The 21,603-nt window shown below is 46.0% G+C and carries 23 protein-coding genes; 11 read left to right on the top strand and 12 right to left on the bottom strand.

The genetic code is table 11. The features are described from left to right. The first annotated feature begins 210 nt into the window (after positions 1-210). On the top strand, positions 211-819 hold the full coding sequence (gene pnuC, locus F8C67_RS01390; RefSeq protein ID WP_151665995.1) for a nicotinamide riboside transporter PnuC: 609 nt from the start codon (positions 211-213) through the stop codon (positions 817-819). Here the strand turns inward: pnuC and F8C67_RS01395 are convergent. From F8C67_RS01395 to F8C67_RS01425, 7 genes are read right to left on the bottom strand one after another with little or no spacing between them, the layout of a single operon-like run. After that, a complete protein-coding gene (locus F8C67_RS01395) occupies positions 787-1,464 on the bottom strand; it encodes an alpha/beta hydrolase (RefSeq protein WP_151665996.1) in 678 nt (225 codons plus the stop codon). The two genes, pnuC and F8C67_RS01395, sit on opposite strands and share 33 nt — an antisense overlap. Continuing rightward, entirely contained in the window at positions 1,461-1,994 is a 534-nt protein-coding gene (locus tag F8C67_RS01400) for an NUDIX hydrolase (RefSeq protein ID WP_151665997.1), read from the bottom strand. Before F8C67_RS01400 ends, F8C67_RS01395 begins: the two co-directional genes overlap by 4 nt. Further along, on the bottom strand, positions 1,991-3,289 hold the full coding sequence (locus F8C67_RS01405; protein WP_151665998.1) for an ABC1 kinase family protein: 1,299 nt from the start codon (positions 3,287-3,289) through the stop codon (positions 1,991-1,993). The genes F8C67_RS01400 and F8C67_RS01405 overlap by 4 nt, the downstream gene beginning before the upstream one ends. Beyond that, entirely contained in the window at positions 3,286-3,945 is a 660-nt protein-coding gene (locus F8C67_RS01410) for a TetR family transcriptional regulator C-terminal domain-containing protein (RefSeq protein WP_151665999.1), read from the bottom strand. The genes F8C67_RS01405 and F8C67_RS01410 overlap by 4 nt, the downstream gene beginning before the upstream one ends. Positions 3,946-4,001: 56 nt before the next feature. Then, positions 4,002-4,442: a DUF2452 domain-containing protein gene (locus F8C67_RS01415; RefSeq protein ID WP_151666000.1), complete on the bottom strand. Its 441-nt coding sequence runs from the start codon at positions 4,440-4,442 to the stop codon at positions 4,002-4,004. Continuing rightward, a complete protein-coding gene (locus F8C67_RS01420; RefSeq protein ID WP_151666001.1) occupies positions 4,439-5,035 on the bottom strand; it encodes a DUF429 domain-containing protein in 597 nt (198 codons plus the stop codon). Before F8C67_RS01420 ends, F8C67_RS01415 begins: the two co-directional genes overlap by 4 nt. Positions 5,036-5,037: 2 nt before the next feature. Further along, the gene (locus tag F8C67_RS01425) at positions 5,038-5,508 is read right to left on the bottom strand and encodes an SRPBCC family protein (protein WP_151666002.1); all 471 of its coding nucleotides are present in this window, start codon (positions 5,506-5,508) and stop codon (positions 5,038-5,040) included. A gap of 33 nt (positions 5,509-5,541) precedes the next feature. Between F8C67_RS01425 and F8C67_RS01430 the strand changes: the two genes are divergently transcribed. Continuing rightward, positions 5,542-7,269 (top strand): M14 family zinc carboxypeptidase, encoded by a 1,728-nt coding sequence (locus F8C67_RS01430; RefSeq protein WP_151666003.1) that lies wholly within the window; start codon positions 5,542-5,544, stop codon positions 7,267-7,269. Here F8C67_RS01430 and F8C67_RS01435 read toward each other — a convergent pair. Then, positions 7,266-7,634 (bottom strand): helix-turn-helix domain-containing protein, encoded by a 369-nt coding sequence (locus F8C67_RS01435; RefSeq protein ID WP_151666004.1) that lies wholly within the window; start codon positions 7,632-7,634, stop codon positions 7,266-7,268. The genes F8C67_RS01430 and F8C67_RS01435 overlap by 4 nt on opposite strands. Before the next feature lie 23 nt (positions 7,635-7,657). Further along, positions 7,658-8,983 carry an alkaline phosphatase D family protein gene (locus F8C67_RS01440; protein ID WP_151666005.1) on the bottom strand — a complete coding sequence of 442 codons (1,326 nt, stop codon included), beginning with the start codon at positions 8,981-8,983 and terminating at the stop codon, positions 7,658-7,660. A 165-nt stretch (positions 8,984-9,148) separates the two neighbouring features. Between F8C67_RS01440 and F8C67_RS01445 the strand changes: the two genes are divergently transcribed. After that, positions 9,149-10,237 (top strand): M14 family zinc carboxypeptidase, encoded by a 1,089-nt coding sequence (locus F8C67_RS01445; RefSeq protein WP_151666006.1) that lies wholly within the window; start codon positions 9,149-9,151, stop codon positions 10,235-10,237. Here the strand turns inward: F8C67_RS01445 and F8C67_RS01450 are convergent. Further along, positions 10,234-10,587, bottom strand: a complete 354-nt coding sequence (locus tag F8C67_RS01450; RefSeq protein WP_151666007.1) for a single-stranded DNA-binding protein — start codon at positions 10,585-10,587, stop codon at positions 10,234-10,236. The genes F8C67_RS01445 and F8C67_RS01450 overlap by 4 nt on opposite strands. Before the next feature lie 193 nt (positions 10,588-10,780). Here F8C67_RS01450 and F8C67_RS01455 point away from each other — a divergent pair, with 193 nt between their 5' ends. Further along, positions 10,781-11,134 carry a hypothetical protein gene (locus F8C67_RS01455; protein WP_151666008.1) on the top strand — a complete coding sequence of 118 codons (354 nt, stop codon included), beginning with the start codon at positions 10,781-10,783 and terminating at the stop codon, positions 11,132-11,134. On the opposite strand, the gene F8C67_RS01460 is transcribed toward F8C67_RS01455, so the two are convergent. Beyond that, positions 11,131-11,790, bottom strand: a complete 660-nt coding sequence (locus F8C67_RS01460) for an aspartate kinase (RefSeq protein WP_151666009.1) — start codon at positions 11,788-11,790, stop codon at positions 11,131-11,133. The two genes, F8C67_RS01455 and F8C67_RS01460, sit on opposite strands and share 4 nt — an antisense overlap. 102 nt (positions 11,791-11,892) lie before the next feature. On the opposite strand from F8C67_RS01460, the gene F8C67_RS01465 reads away from it, so the two are divergent. The 7 genes from F8C67_RS01465 to F8C67_RS01495 all read left to right on the top strand — a co-directional run bounded on the left by F8C67_RS01465 (position 11,893) and on the right by F8C67_RS01495 (position 20,987). Further along, positions 11,893-12,525, top strand: a complete 633-nt coding sequence (locus tag F8C67_RS01465) for an NADPH-dependent F420 reductase (RefSeq protein ID WP_151666010.1) — start codon at positions 11,893-11,895, stop codon at positions 12,523-12,525. A 28-nt stretch (positions 12,526-12,553) separates the two neighbouring features. After that, positions 12,554-13,786 carry a BaiN/RdsA family NAD(P)/FAD-dependent oxidoreductase gene (locus F8C67_RS01470; RefSeq protein ID WP_151666011.1) on the top strand — a complete coding sequence of 411 codons (1,233 nt, stop codon included), beginning with the start codon at positions 12,554-12,556 and terminating at the stop codon, positions 13,784-13,786. A 116-nt stretch (positions 13,787-13,902) separates the two neighbouring features. Next, positions 13,903-14,700: an XRE family transcriptional regulator gene (locus F8C67_RS01475; RefSeq protein WP_151666012.1), complete on the top strand. Its 798-nt coding sequence runs from the start codon at positions 13,903-13,905 to the stop codon at positions 14,698-14,700. Next, complete coding sequence (gene dinB, locus F8C67_RS01480; protein WP_151666013.1) at positions 14,700-15,974, top strand: DNA polymerase IV; 1,275 nt, start codon at positions 14,700-14,702, stop codon at positions 15,972-15,974. The genes F8C67_RS01475 and dinB overlap by 1 nt, the downstream gene beginning before the upstream one ends. Positions 15,975-16,076: 102 nt before the next feature. Further along, positions 16,077-16,904 (top strand): SOS response-associated peptidase, encoded by an 828-nt coding sequence (locus F8C67_RS01485; RefSeq protein WP_151666014.1) that lies wholly within the window; start codon positions 16,077-16,079, stop codon positions 16,902-16,904. 37 nt (positions 16,905-16,941) lie between these two features. Next, complete coding sequence (locus F8C67_RS01490) at positions 16,942-19,944, top strand: DNA polymerase III subunit alpha (protein ID WP_151666015.1); 3,003 nt, start codon at positions 16,942-16,944, stop codon at positions 19,942-19,944. After that, complete coding sequence (locus tag F8C67_RS01495; RefSeq protein ID WP_151666016.1) at positions 19,941-20,987, top strand: PA0069 family radical SAM protein; 1,047 nt, start codon at positions 19,941-19,943, stop codon at positions 20,985-20,987. Before F8C67_RS01490 ends, F8C67_RS01495 begins: the two co-directional genes overlap by 4 nt. Here F8C67_RS01495 and F8C67_RS01500 read toward each other — a convergent pair. Continuing rightward, on the bottom strand, positions 20,984-21,529 hold the full coding sequence (locus F8C67_RS01500; RefSeq protein WP_151666017.1) for a hypothetical protein: 546 nt from the start codon (positions 21,527-21,529) through the stop codon (positions 20,984-20,986). The two genes, F8C67_RS01495 and F8C67_RS01500, sit on opposite strands and share 4 nt — an antisense overlap. Positions 21,530-21,603: the final 74 nt, after the last annotated feature.

The raw sequence follows: 21,603 nt of genomic DNA on the forward strand, positions 1-21,603 counted from the left end.
GTGTTTTAACACATTTTTCACCTGTAGAAGAAAACCAATTGCCCCTCAATTGCGTTAGTTAGGTATCCGAAAGGATATCAATCTAGGGTAGTTTTCATAGGTTGATTGGTTAGGTTAGTTTGGTTGGTGAGGCTTCTATCTCTCGATAGGAGCCTCATTTTTTTTACCCCTATCCATGTAAAAGCCCATTATTACTGCTTTCTTTGCCGCATGGAATGGTTGGGAATAAGCATTTGGGAATGGGCCGGAGTAGTGCTAAACGTACTGTACCTGGTTCTACTCATCCGCAGGTCAATTTGGTGCTGGCCGTTTGGAATCCTAGGTTCCGGCCTAAGCATTTATCTCTTTATTGAAAGTAAACTGTATTCCGAAGCCATACTTTACGGATTCTACGTCCTCATTGGTGTCTATGGCTGGATAAAATGGAGTAGGAATGCCGATGAGAATGATTTAGTTCAACCTATCCTTTGGCCCCTACAGAAGCACCTCGTTGCCATTGCTATTGGCATTGCTGCAACCTTTGGACTTGGACATTTTTTTCAAACGTACACAGACGCTGAGCGCCCAATGCTCGATGCGTTCTCTACGGGTTTCGCCTTTGTAGCATCCTTCCTGGAAGCACAACAAGTTCTCTCCGGATGGATTTATTGGATTATCCTGAATGGATTCAGCGTGTGGTTGTACTACGACCGAGGGCTCGAGCTATATGGACTCCTTTCAGTCGTATACACGGTAATGAGCTTTGTCGGCTACTACCAATGGCAGAAAATCTATCAGAAGGGGAAATCACTCAGCGCCGATCCCAACATTCTCGACTAACCAAGCTTTGACATCCGCGTAGGCCTGTGGATTGATTCCATGGGCCATAGCGTATGTTCTGAAGGTGTGTGGTATCTGTAGCTTCTCAAGGTAATCTGCACCTTGTTGAGCCCAACTCACCGGTATCACCCCGTCTTGAGTACCATGCGTGATGAAGTAGGGTAGCTTTTGCACCATTCCCAACGGAGCTTTTGCAGGCATTAATTCGCTCACAATGTAACCACTCATTGCCACTACAGCCTTGAGTTTTTCAGGGTGCCGAAACGAATAAGCGTAACTCATAATTGCCCCTTGAGAGAACCCCATTAGTGTTATGTCGCTGGCGTCAACATCGAAGTTCTCTTCCAAACTATCGATGAACGAGGTTAAGGTTTCAATGCTCTTCAAACCAGCATCTACGTCCGTCCACTTATCACCACTCGCATTCCAATTGATTTCATACCAAGCAAATCCGCCAAAGCCCAACCGAAGCGGAGCGCGAAGAGAAATTACATGATGTCTATCGTTTAAATCCTGGGCAAAGGCGAACAAATCATTTTCATGACTTCCATACCCGTGCAGCATTAATATAACAGGCGCTTTGCCGGACTCTGGAAGGTTCTTGGGCTTGAGGTCTACGTAATGGAGTGGAAGCGAATCGCTCATATATTTCGGATGTAAGACCCCAAATGTACGGTGGATGAAGTGGGCGAGTCAAGGTAACTTCTCAATGCGTGTTCATTACTCGAAAATGCAATCTCTCCCCATGGAATCTCGTCTGGCTCAAAGAATTCAATTTCAGTACTTTCTGGCGTCAGGGTGAAATCATCACCCGCAGCTTCTGCCTTGAAAATTAAGTAAACCTGATTCGCATGAACTACGCTAAAAACTGAATGGAGACGCTCAATAGTGACGAATAATCCCGTTTCCTCTTCAACCTCCCGCAAAGCGCCTACCTCAGCAGTTTCCTTGTTCTCCATAAAACCACAAGGCAGGTTCCAATATCCCTTACGCGGCTCTATGCCTCTCTTTGCCAACAGGACCTTGCCGTCAAGAGTTACAAGGCAACCTACTACCATCAGGGGATTGGAGTAGTGGATAGTCCCACAATTCTCACACACCTCTCGAAGTCTATGGTCGCCTTCAGGGATGAGCCGCTTTAATCGATCTGAGCCGCAATTTGGGCAGTAATTCATGCTGTGGTGTTCGTTCGTACTTCAACACCTAATTTATTGAGAAGGGTGTAAAGCCCAAAGTAAGTTCGATTCAAATAGATCGCATCCGCCGGACCACGTCCAGCACCAAGTTTACGAATCTTGCTGTCCTTTCCATAGCGATTCCCCATTTCGAATACCTCACGGATATAAGAATCATCTCCAAAGTCGAATGTATCTTCCCTGAACGGTCTCGCCAACAACGTAAGAAACTCGGTCATCGTAGAAGTAATGAACTCCACGATATCTTCCGGGTCATTCTCACTGAAGAATTCCAACTCAACCAAGACGGCTTTTAGTTGATCCGGATTCTGTAGCACCTCATCAGTAGTCAGCTTAAAGAAACTGTTGTAAAAGTCCTCTGGAAGCACTTTCACGCACCCAAAGTCAATCACTCCAACAGTTCCATCTTCTCGTAACAAGAAATTGCCTGGATGTGGATCCGCGTGAAGCTCCTTCAACTCATGAATCTGAAAGTTGTAGAAGTCCCAGATGGCCTGTCCAATTTTTTGCTTCGTCTCTTTTGAAGGATTGGTCTCCAAAAACTCTTTGAGGTGTTTTCCTCTCATCCAATCCATGGTAAGTACACGGTCGTTCGACCAATCCGCATAGTACTTGGGAAATTCAATATTCTCCAGATGTGCACATGCTTTTGCGATATCAGAACCTCGCTGCAATTCGAGCTCGTAGTCGCATTCTTCCTTCATTCTTGTCGCAACCTCGTTCACATAATGCTCGATATCACCTGAGTTTAATTGAAATAGCGTTGCAGCCATCGGCTTTACCATCTTCAAGTCGCTATCTAAACTGTCCTTAACACCTGGATATTGAATTTTGACAGCGTAAACGTGCTCACCAATGGTTGCCTTGTGAACCTGTCCCATACTAGCCGCACTAACCGCCTTGTTTGTGAATGTGTCGAACACATCTGTTGGAGATTTTCCAACTGCCTTTCTGAAACTTTGCAGAACTAAAGGGTAGGAAAGAGGTGGAGCGCTATACTGGGCAAGAGAAAAGCGATTCGCATAGGCATCGGGCAGTATTCCCTTATCCATGCTCATCATTTGGGCAACTTTCAATGCAGACCCCTTAAGCTCACTCAGTGTGTCATAGATGTCTTCCGCATTCGCCTCGTGTAGTTCTTCTTTGCTCGTGTTAGAATTTACAAGCCTTTTGGCATAATGCTTCAGGTAGTTCCCACCTATTTGAGCACCGGTTTTAATAAATCTACCTGTGCGTGCTCCTCTACTGGTAGGTATCTTTTCTTGTTCTTTCATCGGAAATTTTGAAATAGGAACTTGCCAAGATCGAGTGCAGAATCAAGACTTCCTTTACTCAATAAATCAAAAGCGAGATTGACACTCTTCTCGATGGCTGCATCGGTCTTTTCAAACCCAGCACTTTCATCCTTGAGCCAGAATCCTGTTATGAAGAGTGTGAGTATCCAAAGGGCTTCATCGTAATGGTCACTCATTTTGAATCGACGTTCAATTTCGCCGTTTGAAGTGCCTTCAATAACCCATGTTTTTAGGCTGTGCTTGACATGCGAACGCAGGTTGCGGAGGGTTTCACCTGGTAATGGTGACCATTGATCTTTAAAGTTTAACTGAAAGAATGAGCGGTTCTCCTTTAGAACTTCAACCCAAGCAAAACTAAAAGTCAAGAAACGGTCTCTTACACTTAGCTCTTTGAGCGATTCATCATCTGAAACCTGCTCGAAAGCTCTGTCAAATGCATCTTTCCAAATGGAAGATTCAATTTGTTGAAAGGAGGTGAAATGGTCGTAAAAGTCTTTCTCTGTAATGCCCTGATTATCGCAGAATGCGAATACGGAGTTTGGTCTGGCCCCTTCTAGGCAGTAGTGACGAACGTATGCATCACGAAGAGACTCTTGCGTTACTTTTTTCTTTTTGGATTGTGCTGACGTAGCCATGGTTATTGAGTTTGAAGAGATAACCGCTGACTAGGGTGCATTGTTGCACCTTCACACTAATTTGACGTTTCGACGATATCCCAGGTGTGATCGGCCAAAAGCCTTAGTGTGTATACAAAGGATTCATACTTCATTCCACCCGGCCATTCATCGGGGCCAATCATCGAGAGTACGTAGGATTGATCCTCTTTTAGATAGAGATGGTAGATGTGATTGATTTCAGGCTTGAAGCCCATTTGCGCAGCGTAGATAATTTCACTCAACTCCTTGCGCTGTTGGATTTTCTTTGCCTGTTCGGCAAGAAGTTCAATCTGTTCACGAATCTGGTCGAGCTGTTGATCTGTTTGGTGATCCATCGCTTCGAGCGCGCGACTACGATTTCGGTTTAAGTCGGGTACGGTTATTTTGGCACCGCCAACCGTGTGTGCGTAGGGGAGAGTAGATGGATTCTCGGTGATTTTATCTGGGTCGATTGGATTGATATCTTTCTCGCTCATACCACTATGCTTCCTTCGTTTTCATCCCCGTAAGTTACGGAAGAACCCATGTCATAATTCATAGCTGACATAAGTGCGAGCAATGAATCGAGGTGATGCCAGGTTTTAATATCCTGGCAATCCATAAAAATTCTGGGATTCAAAGCCTCTTGGAGCTTAGATCGACAAACGTTAATATGATGTGTCTTTCCCTTGTATCCCAAATTGTTGAGATCGTATTTATGGGCAAGAATCTTAGGATACGTCTCGCGTACTTCAATTTCTTCCGCTTCTAACTCGTCCTTGAGTCGAATCGCGCGAGCTGTCAAACCACCCAGAAACATCGGGCTCATGGCCTTCACTTCGATATCGGCTTTTCTAAACATGTAATCGTCGCACCCTGGAACAGAATTGTAACGCCCAGGTAGTGAGAGTGGGGCATCAATGAAAACAATATCAGGCTTGAAGTGTCGCGCAGCATTCATGATGAAACTATCGGCATCGACACCTTCTTCCACTTCCATGAAGTAGATCTTATTCTGCTTGAAAATGGAAACCACAGTGGTCCCAGCAAGCTTGCTTCCAAAGTCTATCCCAAAGAGAATTTTACCCATGCCTACTTAGCTTCAGGCTTTACAGTTCCGAACTTCTTTTCAATAATCTCGAATCGGTAATCAAATATCTGATTCAGTCGATTCTTCACAATTAGTGGGTGCATCATTCTTCCTAAAACACCCATAGGTAGCTGATAGCTAACGATGTCCGTCATCTCAACGCCACCATCAATTTCCTTAAAATGATGCTCATGGTGCCAAATTTTATACGGCCCCACGCGCTGTTCGTCTACAAAAAATTGACGGTCGCGAATATGCGTAATTTCTGTTGTCCAATTGAGCTTAATTCCCAACAAGGGTGAAACTTTATAGTGGATAAAGAGGCCTTCATACATCTCCTTTGGAACCTCACTTATGATGTCAAACCCCATGTCCTCTGGAGTTATCTCTTGGAGATTCGATGGAGAGGAGAAGAATTTCCATGCCTCGTCAATCGAAATAGGCAAACGCTGTGTCCGCTTCAATGTGTACATTCGACTAGTTTTCTTCTAAAAACACCACGGACCATGACAAAGTTCAAAGTATTTGTTTCTAGCGCACTTGTGTTGATGTCTATTTGTGCTGAATCTCAGATTCTTAACATCCCGCAAAAACACTTAGAAAATGAAACTTTCACATATGAAGAGCTTATTGGGCACTATCAAAATTTGGCCGACTCCAGTGAAAGATGTGTGCTCATTGAACTAGGAATTTCCGATGCCGGATTCCCAATTCATGCGTTAATTGCAACAAATGCAGCTGTTTCGGAAGAGAATATTGATCAACTTAGAGCAACCCGATGGGTTTTGGCGATTAACAACGGTATACATCCAGGCGAGAGTTGCGGGGTTGATGCTTCTCTGCATTTCATCAATGACTATTTGTCCAAGCCCTTTGATGATCTCTCCAACGAAATGATTGTGATTGTGCCGATGTATAACATTGGAGGATCGTTAAATAGACGTCCGCATACGAGAGCCAATCAAGATGGCCCGAACTCCCAAGGTTTTCGAGGAAACGCCAGGAATTATGACCTGAACAGGGATTTACTGAAGGCGGATACAAGAAACACACTAGCCCTCTATGAACTATTCAAGCGTTTCGACCCAGAGGTTTTTGTAGACACCCATTCCACTAATGGAGCCGATTATCCCTACGAGATGACCCTAATCGCTAGTCCGTGGCAAAAGTATCCCAAGCCAATGCAGAGTGTAGTACAGCGTTTTGAAGATTCACTGTATACGAATGTTACGGATCGCGGTACGTTGATTTCTCCATATATAAATGTATTTGGAAGGACTCCTAATGAAGGTTTCCCAATGTTTGTTGAAGGCGCGATGTACACCACAGGCTATGCCGCTTTACATGGGTCGGTAGCCTTTGTAACAGAGGCCCACATGTTGAAACCTTATGATGTACGAGTGAGGACAACACGCGATTTCCTAGAAGCTACATTAGAATTGGGAGGTCAGTTTCAATTTGAAATTGCTGATACAAGAGCGCAAGCCAGAGCGGAGTGGAAAGATCGTCAAGTAATCGATTGGGAAATTGATGAAGAACAAGCCGATACGCTCGACTTTATGGTGTTTGAAGCTGGTTTTGAAGTAAGTGATGTCACCGGATTTGACCGTCTGAAGTACGAAAATGAGATTGAGGAAGTTCGCGTGCCATATTTCAACCGACTCAAGCCGGCATTAACTATCGTGGTTCCTGAATACTACTACATACCGGTAGGGCAGTGGGAAATGCTAGAAAGGTTTGCTGCGGTTGGAATCGAAATGGAAGAGTTTACATCAGTTGCAGATCCAAATTTACCGGTTAAGCAATTTCATGTTGACAGCTACACGCTGGCAGAGAGACCGTATGAAGGGCATGTCAGATTAGAGAACTTGGATGTAAGCCTGACAAGAAGAGTGCTTCCTGCAGGTAAGTACATGCGCATTTCAACAAAGCAGGAGCAAGGGAGATACTTACAGGAAGTGTTACATCCACTGGCGCCATCGAGTTTCGCGCATTGGAATATGTTCAGTGCCTATCTGCAACAAAAAGAACACTATAGCGAGTATGTCTTTGAAGACACAGCCAAAAAACTGCTAGAAGAAAACGAAGATCTCAAGGAAGCATTCGAAGAGAAACTCGAATCAGATCAAGCTTTTGCAAATAATCCACATGCTCAGCTGTACTTCATTTACACGAACAGTGAGTACTATGAACCTGAGCACATGCACTTGCCGTATTACCTCTCTTGGGATTAAGACTTTTTCTGAATGACTCGAAACTCATCTCCTTCGATTAGGAGTAGAGTAGAAGGCATGTGATCCTTCTCCGATTTCAGGCTGGGAATTGATATGATGTCTTCTACGCGATTCTCAGTTGGTTGAACAGCCTCTTTTCTAGGCACAACCTGAGGCTGAGCCTGCTTTCCGAGCAATAGCCAGGAAGGATCGATGTCTTCGAAGGATTTCAAAATCTGCAAAACGACGTGAAGAGAGGGCTTATTTCGGCCAGATAGAATGTGCGAGATGATGGGGCGCTTTATGTCTATAGCATCTGCGAATGCTGCATTTGTCATTCCACGCTCTTCGATAATCTCACTGATTCGTTTTGTAATTTCTTCCATGACACAAATGTAAATAACAATTGTTACATGGATTTAAATTCGTGTGAAGAAATCTCATCACCGTTGACATCCTTGTAAGTCACCTTTAAAGTACGCTCCCCACGTCCGCCTGTGATTTCCACCACAGCATAGTTTCGTTGAATAATTGCTTCTCCAACTCTGTTGTCATTCTGCTCGCCCTCCGCTACGGTTGATATTCCTGAAGTGAGTGGTGATACCGTAAAATCGAGTATTCGAACACTGTCAAGGTCAACACGACTTAGTTCCGAATGGTGGCGGTCACCTGTGAAGAATACGAGGTTTGAATACCCCGTTCTCTGTATGCCTTCCATTAGATAGCTCAACTCCTCAGGGTATTGAGCGTAATTCTCATATACTTGAGCGCTGTTGAGCACTTGACCACCAAATGCTACAATAATGAAGCTTGAGCGCTTGTACATCTCGATTGTATTCAAGAACCAGTCGATTTGATCTTTACCGAGGATTTGGGGCTCATTTGAATGCTCGCTAGTACGATACGTACGATTGTCTAGTCCGATTACCACAACATCTCCATATTGAGAAACCCAGCGGTTGTCAACACTATGGGAATGGTCAAAGTGCGCTCCATATCTTCTTCGCGCCCAAAACGATTGGAAGATTCCGATGGTTGATGAAAGGTCTATGTAAGCCGAGGTGCTGTTATTGGGACCAACATCATGATCGTCCCAAATCGCAAGATTTGGCCTATCGGCCAAAAGTTTAGCCTTTCCGCCATGTGAAAACGATGTTTTGTAGCGATAGGATAGGCCAGAATCATCGCTTACATCTGAGGGGCGATAATAGAGATTGTCGCCTAACCAGAGATTGAAATCCACATCCTCATTGAGCATGGCATCATATATCTCATAACCTCCTCCATAGCCGTTACCCGGACGATCCGTTTCTGGGTCGTTGATATAAGCGCAACTACCAGTTACAAATGAAATCTGCGGATACGCACCATCATGAACCCAGTCCTGTAATGTTGTTACCGGGTATTTGCTAATCCTCTGCTCACCGTTCAAATCAAATGCGGTTACAACGATCACGTACTCTGTATTCACCTTCAATCCACTAAATACATAGTTGAACACGTCACGATCATACGGCGAATTGCCTGGTTCAGCGTATTCAAAGTACAGGGTATCGTTGGTAGCCGCTTCAACCACAAGAGCCTCTATCGTTTCAATATTGCGATTCACAGGCGTAATTGAATAATGTATAGATCTGTGCGTCGCCTCGCCAATCGTAAAGATGTAGTCATTTGATTGAGCCATTCCTAGGATAGGGAAGAGGCAGAGTACTAATAGTTGGCGTATCTTGGTCATCTGTAGAGGTATTTGCTTTCGAAAGTAATCGGATAGTGTAAACCTAAAGTGAATAATCAAACTATTTCTCTCGTGTCTTCTAAAGAAGTACTACAACATGCCTTTAATTGGTGGGAAAATCAGTCATTTAACGATGACAGATGGCTTACCCATAAGAGTAAACAAATGTTATTTACAAATGTGAATTACAATTGTAAAGACATAGGTGCGTCACTCGAAGGTCGCAGTATAGAGGAGTATACCTGGGGCAAAGGCAGCAGGGGTCTCATAGCTTGGTCACAGATGCACGGCAACGAAGCCACTGCAACATTTGCAATTCACGATTTGCTTTTGTATTTACAAATGTATACAGAAGAAGCATGGGTCAAGGAACTCGAATCTCGCATACATTTTCGGATGATACCCATGGTTAACCCTGACGGAGCTGAGAGATGGTCGAGACGAACCGCTCTAAACATAGACCCTAATCGAGATGCTGTAGCATTGCAAGCTGTCGAGACACAAATCTTAATGGACCGCATCAAGCGTTCTGGCGCCGAGGTGGCGTTCAATCTGCATGATCAGCGCAATATCTTCCACCTCGAAAAGACTTCCGATTCAGCCGTGATAAGCTTTCTAGCGCCCTCCGCAGATTACGAAAGGTCCATCAATCCAACCCGTCGCAAAGCGATGAACTGGATAGCACACCTACAGAAATCCCTAAAAGAGGTTCATGCACCTGGAGCAGGTAGATACACTGATGAATTCTATCCAACTGCATTCGGTGAGAACGTTCAGAAACTCGGAATACCTACTATCCTTATAGAATCTGGCGCGTTCCCTAACGATCCAAACAGGAACAAAGCGCGAAAGCTAAACTTCTACTTGCTTCTTCAAGCATTGCTCGCACTTGCCTATGATGGCCTTGAGATTGACCAATACGCAAAGTCTGATTACACGTCAATTCCGCTCAACGACGACAAGCAGTGGGATGTACTCGTCAAAGACGTAAAGATTGGCTCAGACGCCCAAACCAAAGTTGATATCGGCATCAAGTACAACTACTTCCCCGATGTAAGCACCGGCAAACTCACGTTTAGTGGAGTTATTGGAGACATCGGCGACTTGTCGAATCATTGCGCATTAGAATCTATTGATGCACAAGGAGCCTGGTTTGAGCAAGGTGAGCGACCACCGCGCCTCGACGAGGTGGCCACTTTCACGCTCACCAGAGGAGTGAAGGAAATCGAGTTTGAAAATGGAGTGAGGCTTTAGTCTTCAGACATTTCTTTCTTATGTGAAAGCAGAACTACCTCATGCGCCACAACTTCAGTGAAATAGCGCACTACTCCGTCCTTATCCGTATAGGACCTTGATGTAAGCTTTCCTTCTATGGCTATTTTCTGCCCGGTCTTGATGTAATTCTCTGCAAATTCTGCTTGCGCTCCCCGGAATGACACTTGGTGCCATTCGGTTTTCTCAACGCGTTCACCATCCTTGTTTTTGTAGTATTCGTGAGTTGCAAGCCTGATGCTGACCTTCTTTTGGCCATTGTCGAAGATTTTGACTTCCGGATCCTTACCGGTTGCTCCAATGAGACTTACTCTGTTTGTCAATGAATTCATTTGTTATTGATTTTGGTTTAGGCAAACATCCTCAATCCAAAACCATCAAGCCGTTGATAAACGGATACAAACGTTTGTAAACGTTTAAGTACGATTGTACGACCAAGGCGGTCGCATTTTACGACCAAAATCGCTTCTCCGCCTGCGATTTGCGCAGTACTATTGATGTAACCAAACAACCAAATCAATCGACATGAGCAGCATTTGCAAGAATTGTGGAACCGTCATACGCGGGAGAGTGGATAAGAAGTACTGCGACGATTCGTGCAGAAGTTCGTATCACAACAATAAGTATGGAGACGTGACAAGGACCATGAGGTCTACGCATCGTCTATTGCGCCGAAATTGGAAGATTCTATCACATTACTACAACAACGGAGCAACCGAAGTGTCCTATGGATTACTTCACAGTGAAGGATTCATTCCAGAATACGTCACCGGAGTTATTGTCAACGAATCAACCGTAAAGTATAGGTGCTACGAGTATACCTTCGAAATTGATAACGAAGGCTGTATTCACATCGATGCAGGATACGAAGGGTACTAATCTCTCTTCAAACCGTGAATCACCTGGAAGGCGCGGTTCAAGTCGTTCTCGGTCACAATCACAGTGAACTCGTTTGTGGTAGAAATAACCTCAATCACGTTGATGCCATTTTGCGCCAACTGCTTGAAGAGGTAGTAATACAAGCCAAGTACATCTGTGTTTGTTTGCGGCAGCTTCACCGTAATAGAAGATAGCGGTGAGCGGCTTTGAACCATGCGCTCCTTCTTGAAGGAATTCTTCACAACGGAGTCCAATTTCGCTGAAACAACCACCGTAGTTTCTTCTACACCACGAGAGAAGGTGTGGAACACATCACCCATTTGAGTGAGCTCTTGCAGAAAGACCGCCTGAGCTTCAACGAGTGAAGGAGAGTTTATAAATGTGTAGTCCACAAGACCTGAGCGCACTACGATGTCGCCTAAGCTCTTAATGTACTGCGTTAATTTGTGCTTCGCTCGATACGATCCGGGAGGGTCCAATCGACGAATAGCCATGATTACCGCTCCCTCTTTAAGAGCCTTTCCAAGGTGCTCCTCTAAATCAGGCATAAGCTGACGCGCAAGGGCAGAAACATTCAACAAATTCTCGTGAAGGGCTTCTTCTAGGAATGGATGCTCATCGAAATACTTGAGCAAGTAGTCTCTTAACGTAGTCATTTGGAGAGATATAAGTGGTTGGTTGGGCAGTTCAAATTTAAACTCGGCGTCAAAAATAAGTGTTCTATTCGAATTTATTGTTACAAAACGTACCTTCGACCCATGCGAGTGAAAAAACCTAACAGTATTGCGATTCTAGGTACTGGAAATGTGGGCAAAGCATTAGCCGCAGCATTCTCATCTTTTGGATACAAAGTCACTTTTGGAGTGCGAGATCTCGAGAATTACTCTGCTAAAGAGTGGATTGCAGATCATCCTCAAATTTCCGTGGAGCGCGTTGCCGACGCGGTTGACGATTCAGATGTTGTAATCGCTTGCTTTAAGCCCGAAGGTTTGAATGAAATGGTGAAACACATGGGTGACCTCGAAAACAAGGTCCTCATAGACGCCATGAACTCCATCATGAATAAGCGAACTCCGTTTGAAACAACCACTCATGCATTGGAAGAACTGACCAATTGCAAAAATGTGGTGAAATGTTTTAACACTACCGGTGCGAATAACATGGCGAGACCAACTTATGGTCGCCAATCGCTCGACATGTTTATGGCGGGGAATGATTCGTACTCGAAAGAGGTTGCACGTCAGCTTGCTAAGGACATTGGCTTTACCGATTGCTACGACCTCGGCGGGAGCGAAGTGTACGTTTTAATGGAGCAACTCGCTATGGTTTGGATTCGACTTTCAAGATCGGAGCTCGGAAGAGACTTCGGATTCAAACTTCTACGCAGATAGTACGTTCTCTCTGCATTACCTTTGCGGAATGCGTGAAAAAACATCCATTGTAGTTGGTGGCGGTGCTGCCGGATTCTTTGCGGCCATAGCGTGCGCAGAGGCTGATCCGTTTAGCAAAGTGATCATCCTCGAGAAAACACCAAATGTCTTGGGCAAGGTGAAGATTTCTGGCGGAGGTCGCTGTAACGTCACACACGCTTGCTTTAGCCCCGATGACCTCGTAGAATTCTACCCTCGCGGTAGAGTAGAGCTCCTTGGACCATTCAACCGTTTTTCTACCGGCGATACAATGGAGTGGTTTAGCGACCACGGCGTTGAACTCAAAGTAGAAGATGACAACCGCGTTTTTCCGGTAACAGATGATTCTCAAACGATTATCGATTGCCTAACCGAGTTTGCAGAACGCGCAGGCGTATCTGTTCGCACCAAGTCAGGGGTTGAATCTATCGAACGCGAAGGCGATTCATGGCTCGTGAAATTGGAGTCTAAGGACGTGGTTAAAGCAGATAAAGTGCTGATTGCCACCGGAGGAAGTAAGAAGATGTGGGACAGCCTTAAGAAACTCGGACACAAGATCGTGGAGCCCGTTCCTTCGCTGTTTACATTCAACATTAAAGACCCTAGAATAAACGGCCTAGCTGGAGTAAGCGTTCCGAATGTGGAGCTTTCTCTTCCGGCTTTTGACATGACCGCTGAAGGGCCGCTTTTGGTCACGCATTGGGGACTTAGCGGACCAGCTATTCTGCGTTTGAGCGCTTGGGGAGCTCGAGAGCTTCACGACACCTCGTACCGATTCATTCTGCGCGTAAACTTCGTGCCTCAGTTAGATGAGGAAACATTGCTAGACGTGATGAATGATTTCCGCAAAGACCCAGATCAACAACGCAAGCGAATCCATAGCAATGCCTTATTCAGCCTGCCGTTGCGACTTTGGAAGAACATTTGTGTCGCAGCAAAGATCCCAGAGCGCGCTACTTGGTCAGACGTTTCAAAACCGCTTCTTCGGAAGTTCGTCACGCATTTGAGTCAAGCTGAATTCGTGGTTTCTGGCAAAAGCACTTTTAAGGATGAGTTCGTCACTGCAGGAGGGGTAGACCTCTCTCAGATTGATTTCAAAACGTTCTCAAGCAAGCTGCACGACAATCTATTCCTGGCTGGAGAGGTACTCGATATCGACGCTATTACGGGTGGGTTTAACTTTCAAGCGGCCTGGACAGGTGGTTGGATAGCCGGACACGCAATGGCAGATCAGCCGGTCTGATAAAATTTATCTTACTGATTTACTGAGGATTAAAAGAAAGGTTTGTTTTCTTCTTTTGACTTTTGCTAAAAATATTGTCATTCTTATTATTTTAGCAAAGTGATAAAGATAGATATATGCATTACCTCGCATCAAACCTAAAACACCTCCGCAAGTTGAAGTCGCTTACACAGGCTCAGCTTGCGGAGAAAGTCGGACTAAAGCGCTCGTTGATTGGCGCATACGAAGAAGGCAGGAGTGAGCCTAAACTCGCTACCATTCTTCACTTCTCTCAATTCTTTGAGGTTGATGTGGATACTCTAGTACGGGTAGACATCTCGACTGAAGGAGGTGCAAAGTCGGGTAAGCCTGACTCTACGGGGTCTTCACTTCGCATTCTACCTATTGCTATCGATCGTGAAACGGATCGAGAAATGAGCACACTCGTGCCGGTTAAGGCCTCAGCTGGATATTTAAACGGATACGGCGATGTGGATTACATCGAGCAATTGCCGCGCTTCGATCTTCCATTCCCCGAATTGTCGAATGACAGAAGCTACCGCGTTTTCCAAATTAAAGGAGATAGCATGCTTCCAGTTCCTCCAGGTTCATACATCATCTGTACGTATGTCCAAGACTGGAGCGATGTGCGGAACGACGAATGTTATGTGCTGGTGACTAGGAGCGAAGGCGTCGTGTATAAGCGTATAATCAACGAGTTGAGCAAGGGCGTGTTCAAGTTGAAGTCGGACAACCCTGAGTACGACACTTATGAGGTGCCTGTTTACGACGTGGTTGAAGTTTGGAAGGCCGTAGGGTTTACGTCGTTCGAAATTCCGGAAGGAGGGCTGGTCAATGCAGACCTCTCGGTGTTAGCAGAGTCGTTAAAGCGCATTCAGTCTGATGTTACAGACATTAAAAGGAAGATGAATTAATGGAGGAGATTCCACATAGAGCTCAATTACCGCGCAAGCGATTTTCTCTCCGATCATCCGGAGAGCGATCGATTGCGCACATGGACCTCGACACGTTCTTTGTGTCGGTTGAGCGCTTAATGGATAGTCGATTGAACAACCGTCCCATTCTGATAGGTGGCACAAGTGACAGAGGGGTTGTAGCTTCATGTAGCTATGAGGCTCGAAAGTTTGGCGTTCATTCTGCCATGCCTATGAAAATGGCGTTAGAAATGTGTCCTGAAGCTGTTGTAATACGCGGTAATTCAGCGAACTATACAAAATACTCGAACCTTGTTACAGATGTTATCAAGGAGAATGTGCCGGCATACGAGAAGTCATCAATCGATGAGTTTTACCTTGATCTAACTGGGATGGACCGTTTCTTTGGGTGCTATCAGTTTGCTTCGGAGCTCCGACGGCAGATCATGACGGAGACGGGACTGCCAATTTCATTCGGATTGTCGGGAAACAAAACCGTTTCAAAGGTTGCTACAGGAGAAGCGAAGCCTAACAATCAAATGAAAATCGACTTTGGAAGTGAACGTCCGTTTCTAGCTCCATTGTCTGTTCGCAAAATCCCAATGGTGGGAGAGAAAACTTACCAAACCCTGCGTCATCTGGGCGTTAAGCGCATTCACACTGTGCAAGACATGCCTGTAGAAATGATGGAGAGAGTGCTTGGAAAACACGGCAGGTCCATTTGGGAGAAGGCTAGGGGAGTGGATACAACGCCTATTATCCAGTATTCAGAGAGGAAGTCAATCTCTACTGAACGAACCTTCGACAAGGATACTATCGATGTGGTTAAGCTTGAGAGCATCCTCATGGCTATGGTAGAGAATCTAGCGTTTCAGTTGCGTAGAGGAGTGAAGCTAACGGCCTGTATTACAGTGAAAGTGCGGTATTCTGACTTCAACACGCATACGCTTCAAGCGCGAATCCCGTACACTGCGGCAGATCACGTGCTCATCCCAAAAGCAAAGGAGTTGTTTAAACGACTGTATGACCGCAGACTCCTTGTTCGACTAATCGGGGTGCGGATGAGTCACCTCGTAAGTGGAGGACATCAGATGAACCTGTTTGAAGACAATGTGGAGATACAACAGCTGTATCAAGCAATGGATAAAATGAGAGATAAGTACGGCGACCGATCCGTTATTCGAGCAGCCGGAATGCAGGCGCGAACCATTGGAAGAATGACGAACCCGTTCAACGGCGATCCACCGAACCTATTGGCGAACCGCAGGGCGTAAAACGCTGATAGATATTCTTTATGTGTAAAATGTAAATTTCTGTATTTCAGGACTTAAAAACAACTCAGTTAAACCCGTTTGTAAACGGATAAATCGGTAGATATGTGTGGTAGATACGTTACAGTTAGCAAGGTGAAAGCCGTTGAAAAGCGCTTCAATGCAGAAGTTGCTACACCTGATTTGTGGCGCGTAAATGCCAATGTCGGGCCTGGCTCAAAAGCCCCGGTGATTGCCGATGAATCCCCAAACAGTATTCAGCACTTTCAGTTTGGCTTTACCCCACAGTGGGCAAAGAAACCGATGTATGTTTTCAATGCCAGGTCTGAGGGAGACCACAACAAGGAGAACGACCCTAGCTATACCGGGGCAAAAGGAATCCTTCAGAAGCCAATGTTTCGCAAATCTATTCGCGACCGACGTTGCCTAGTGCTCGCCGATGCATTCATCGAAGGCCCAGAGAAGGAAAAGCTCAGCAAGCCCTACGTAGTCTACCTCAGAGAGAGGCGTCCTTTTGCCTTTGCGGGAGTGTGGGACGAATGGGTTAACACAGATACGGGGGAAATACTTCGTTCATTCGCCATCCTCACCACTGTCGCCAACCCTCTGATGCAAAAGATTGGTCACCATCGATCACCTGTTATCCTGGAGCCCGACCAGGAAAGCGATTGGATATCGAACGACTTGCCGATTCAAGACGTCACGGCCATGCTCGAACCGTACGACGCCAAACGAATGAACGCCTACCCGATTGACCCGGCAATAAAGAACCCTCGAGCACAAGGCGTTGAACTCCTAAAACCCACAGGGGAACGAGTGTTCAAGGAGTACGATTATGAAATCTACGAAGAGCTCAGGCTAGAAGGAATGGGCGAAACACGCGCCCGACAGCGCGGGAGAGACGAGAAGGGCAGACAACAATCCCTGTTTTAATTAACGAGAGAATTCAAGAGACACAAAAGTCATAGGTGTGCTTTTAAATAGTCATACATATTACAGTTTTCGATACGGTGCGATGTCGCCCGACGAGCTCCTGCAGTCCGCGGTAGACTTAGGACACGACCGTATTGCGGTGACTGATATCAACAGCACATCAGCCTCGCTACAGGTTCTTCGATTAGCCTCGAAGTACAACATCCACGTAGTTGTTGGTATCGACTTCAGGAAGGGAGTAGAGCAGCAGTTCATTGCTCTAGCTGTTACAAATACAGGCTTCCAGAAGATCAACGAACTCCTAACCGCCGTGCTTCACGGTCAGATTGAAATGCCTTCGGAAGCACCGCATTGGGATGATTCCGAAGTTGTGGTGATTTACCCTTTGAGAAATGCACCGAGGAGGGCGCTTAGATCAAATGAGTACATCGGAATCGCTCCCCACGAAATGTTCCGAAGCACTTGGCGTAAATCCGACTGGGAAGAGAGCCGTTTCGTTGCGCTTGCAACGGCTACATTCCGCCACAAGCGTGACTTCAACGCGCACAGACTTCTTCGAGCGGTAGATCAAAACACGCTATTGAGTAAACTGGCTTCGAAGCAGGTAGCTGAGGCGTCTGACATTATTTCAGACGTCACATTCCTCAAGGATGCATACGCTAACAGGCCCGCATGGCTCATCCGCAGTTCGAACATCCTAGAGCGATGCAACGTGTACTTTGGCTTCGGAGAAGAACAACAGTCACAAAACCAAACGTCATACACCGGCTCATCAGTAAAGGATTACGCTCTACTTGTAAAGCTCTGCAAAGACGGACTAGAGTATCGTTACCCAAAGGCGGGCAAAGACGTGGAGGAGCGCCTAAAAAAGGAGCTTGACATCATCCGCGAAAAGGGCTTTGTATCGTACTTCCTCATCAACTGGGACATTGTGCACCACGCTCGGCGTAAAGGCTATTTCTACGTAGGTAGAGGCAGTGGCGCCAACAGCGTCGTTGCATACCTGTTGAGAATCACGGACGTTGACCCAATGGAGCTCGACTTGTACTTCGAGCGCTTTATCAACCTTTACAGAGTTAATCCGCCAGACTTCGACATAGACTTCTCTTGGAAGGACCGTGACGACATGACGGATTACATCTTCAAGAGATTCCCAAACACCTCACTCTTGGCAACCTACAACACCTTCCAATTTAAGGCGGTTGTGCGAGAGCTCGGAAAGGTGTTCGGATTGCCAAAACATGAAATTGACCACCTGTCCCAAGGCCACTTCAGTAGAGGGCGAACCGACGATCAGGTTGTGCGTGCAGTTCTAAAGTATAGCCAGTATATACAAGGCTTCCCAAGTCACCTGAGCATTCACGCTGGAGGAATTCTCATTACCGAAAAGCCTGTGCAGGCATACTCTGCGACCTTCATGCCTCCTAAGGGATTTCCTACCACGCAGTTCGACATGGTCGTTGCGGAAGATGTTGGGATTTACAAGTTCGATATCCTTAGTCAGCGTGGGTTGAGTAAAATTCAAGACACCCTTGCGGTTATTCGAAAAAACCAGCCGGAACGAGCTTCAGAAGTAGATATCCACGATATACCGCGCTTCAAGGAGGATGAGAGTGTGAAGGATTTGCTTCGAAACGGCAAGGCCATTGGTTGTTTTTACGTGGAGTCGCCAGCCATGCGCATGCTTTTGAAAAAGCTAAAAGTCGACAATTACCTAGCACTAGTGGCGGCCAGCTCTATCATTCGTCCAGGTGTAGCAAAGTCTGGAATGATGCGAGAGTACATCTTGCGCTACCGCTACCCAGAACGCCGTAAGGACGCGAATCCTATACTGTTACAGATTATGCCTGAAACCTTTGGTGTAATGGTGTACCAGGAGGATGTGATTCGTGTTGCTCACCACTATGCGGGGCTATCTCTTGGTGAAGCAGACGTGCTGCGCCGCGGCATGTCAGGCAAATACCGATCCCGTGAAGAGTTCCAAAAGGTAAAGGAGCAGTTCTTCATCAATTGTAAGTCAAAGGGATATCCAGAGTCAGAATCGGCCGAAGTTTGGAGACAAATTGAAAGCTTCGCTGGATACGCCTTCGCGAAAGGACATTCTGCTTCGTATGCAGTGGAAAGCTATCAGAGCTTATTCCTAAAGGCGCACTTCCCGCTGGAATACATGGTGTCGGTAATCAACAACTTTGGAGGATTCTACCGAACCGAGTTCTACGTCCACGAAGCACGCATGGCCGGAGCAGAAATTTGCCCACCCTGCATCAACGACGGAGACTACCACACAACCATCAAGGGAAAGCGCATTTACCTAGGGTTTATGCATCTTCATTCGCTAGAAGACAAGACCGCCTTGAAGATTCTCAAGGAACGCGATAGAGCCGGTGCATTCTTGGATTTCGATGATTTCATCGACCGTGTGCCTATCGGTATCGAACAGGTGAGCATCCTCATTCGAATCAACGCCTTCCGATTCACAGGCAAGTCAAAACGCGCCTTGCTTTGGGAAGCACACTTCAAACTCGAGAAGAAGCCACCCGTAGAGGAGACCCCGAGCATGTTTAGACCGGAAAGCAAGAACTACACGCTTCCAGCGCTGCATCAATCCAAGCTCGAGGAAGTGTATGATCAAATAGAACTGCTGGGATTCCCGCTGAGCAATCCTTTCCATTTGCTCAAAGAAGACCCAGACACACTAACTCTGGCATCCGACCTGCCGAGTAATGACGGTCGTAATGTGAGGATTTACGGTTACCTCGTCACTCGCAAGGACACCAAAACTGTAAACGGAAAGCGAATGCACTTTGGGACTTTCCTAGATCGAACGGGACATGTCTTTGACACCGTGCATTTTCCTCCCGTTGTGGCAAAGTATCCGTTTAGAGGTCGTGGTGTCTACATCCTGGAAGGCAAAGTGGTAGAGGAATTTGGATTCTACAGTTTAGAAGTAGAAAGCTGTGTCAAAGCCGATTTGATACCAGACCCTAGATTCTCTGAAGAAGACGAGTGGGAAAACAAGCTAGAAAAGAGAGCAGTATGAGTAGGAGAGGGACTTCAACAAAACCACATAATCGATTTGAAACAAATCTATACGAGAAGATAGACGACTGGATTCTTCCCGAAGAAGCGGAACAGAAAGTGAAAACTATGCTGATTCCAACACATCCAAAATCCATTGTGAATCCGGTAAGTAGTCCCGACATATCCATGGATTGGTCGATGAATCCATACGCAGGTTGCGAACACGGTTGTCCGTACTGCTACGCTAGAAACAGCCATGAATACTGGGGGTATAACAGTGGAGAAGACTTTGAAAGCAAGATTCTATACAAAGCGAATGCAGCAGAATTACTGCGCAAAAAACTAAATACTCCCTCGTGGAAAGGCGATGCCATCATGCTTTCAGGGAATACAGATTGCTACCAGCCCATTGAGAGGAAACTTGAACTAACAAGACAACTGCTCGAGGTAGCTTGGGAATACAGACAACCTATTGGCATCATCACGAAAAACGCATTGATACTCAGAGATCTTGACATACTCAAGAAGATGGCGGAGCACGACCTCGTTCGGGTTGCATTCTCAGTAACCACAGAAGACGCCTCCTTACAGAGAAAGCTAGAGCCACGGGCCAGTGCACCTTACAAGAGATTAGCTGCTATAAAGAAACTATCAGAGGAGGGAATACCCACCATGGCCATGATCGCTCCGATGATTCCAGGATTGAACAGCCATGAACTACTTCCATTGATGAAAGCAGTGTCAGAAGCGGGAGCCCTTCAAGCGCGGTACATTACAGTTCGACTAAACGGGCATTTGAGAGACATCTTCAGCGAATGGTTGATGGAGCATTATCCGGACAGGCACTCAAAGGTGATGAATACAATACGCGACACACATGGTGGAAAAGTAAATGCCTTTAGGTACGGAATCCGGATGTCGGGGACAGGAAGAGTATCCGAAACTATGAGGCAAGCCTATGCGGTGGGACAAACGAAGTATTTCAAGCATAAAAAAATGCCCGCCTTGTCAAGCGAGCATTTTACAAAATTGAAGGACCGACAAATGGGTCTATTCGATTAGCCGTCGGACTGTTTTTTAGCTTCTTCTAGAATGTCCTTCATGGCTTCTACGACCGCTTCGTCGCGCTCTGCCTCAAGTTCAATCTGATCTTCGAGCATGTCGAACATCGAATTCTTGTGAATCTCGTAAGCCACGAATACAGTGTATTTCTCACCGTTGAAGTACGTCTTCTCATCGAGTTTACGCACATCTGCTAAACGCGTATCCATTACCTGGCGAGCGAGGGACTGGAATTGCGACATCACTTCGTCACGATCTACCATAGCTGACTCTCTTAGGTAATCGTCTGCAACTTCACGGATAGTCACATCCACCATAGCCGCAAGCTGTGTGCGTGCATCCATGTCCGATTTGCGTTTGGCGATTCGCTCGTCTGAGCTCTGAGCCTTACCTACAGCTCGGAAATATCTACGCGAAGATTCGTAATCCGAACCTCTAAATGGAGTCTCTTGTTCTGCACCGTATTGATCAACCGATTTACAGCTCGGCATAACAACAGCTAAGCTAAGTGCAAGGATTGGGAGTAGTAGAATGCGTTTCATCGTGTAATTGCATTGATTTACACATGCAATTTCAGAAATCGTGCCATTACTTCCTGTAAGAATGGATGAAAGTT

This window comes from Phaeocystidibacter luteus (genome assembly GCF_008933115.1).
GTDB lineage: Bacteria > Bacteroidota > Bacteroidia > Flavobacteriales > Schleiferiaceae > Phaeocystidibacter > Phaeocystidibacter luteus.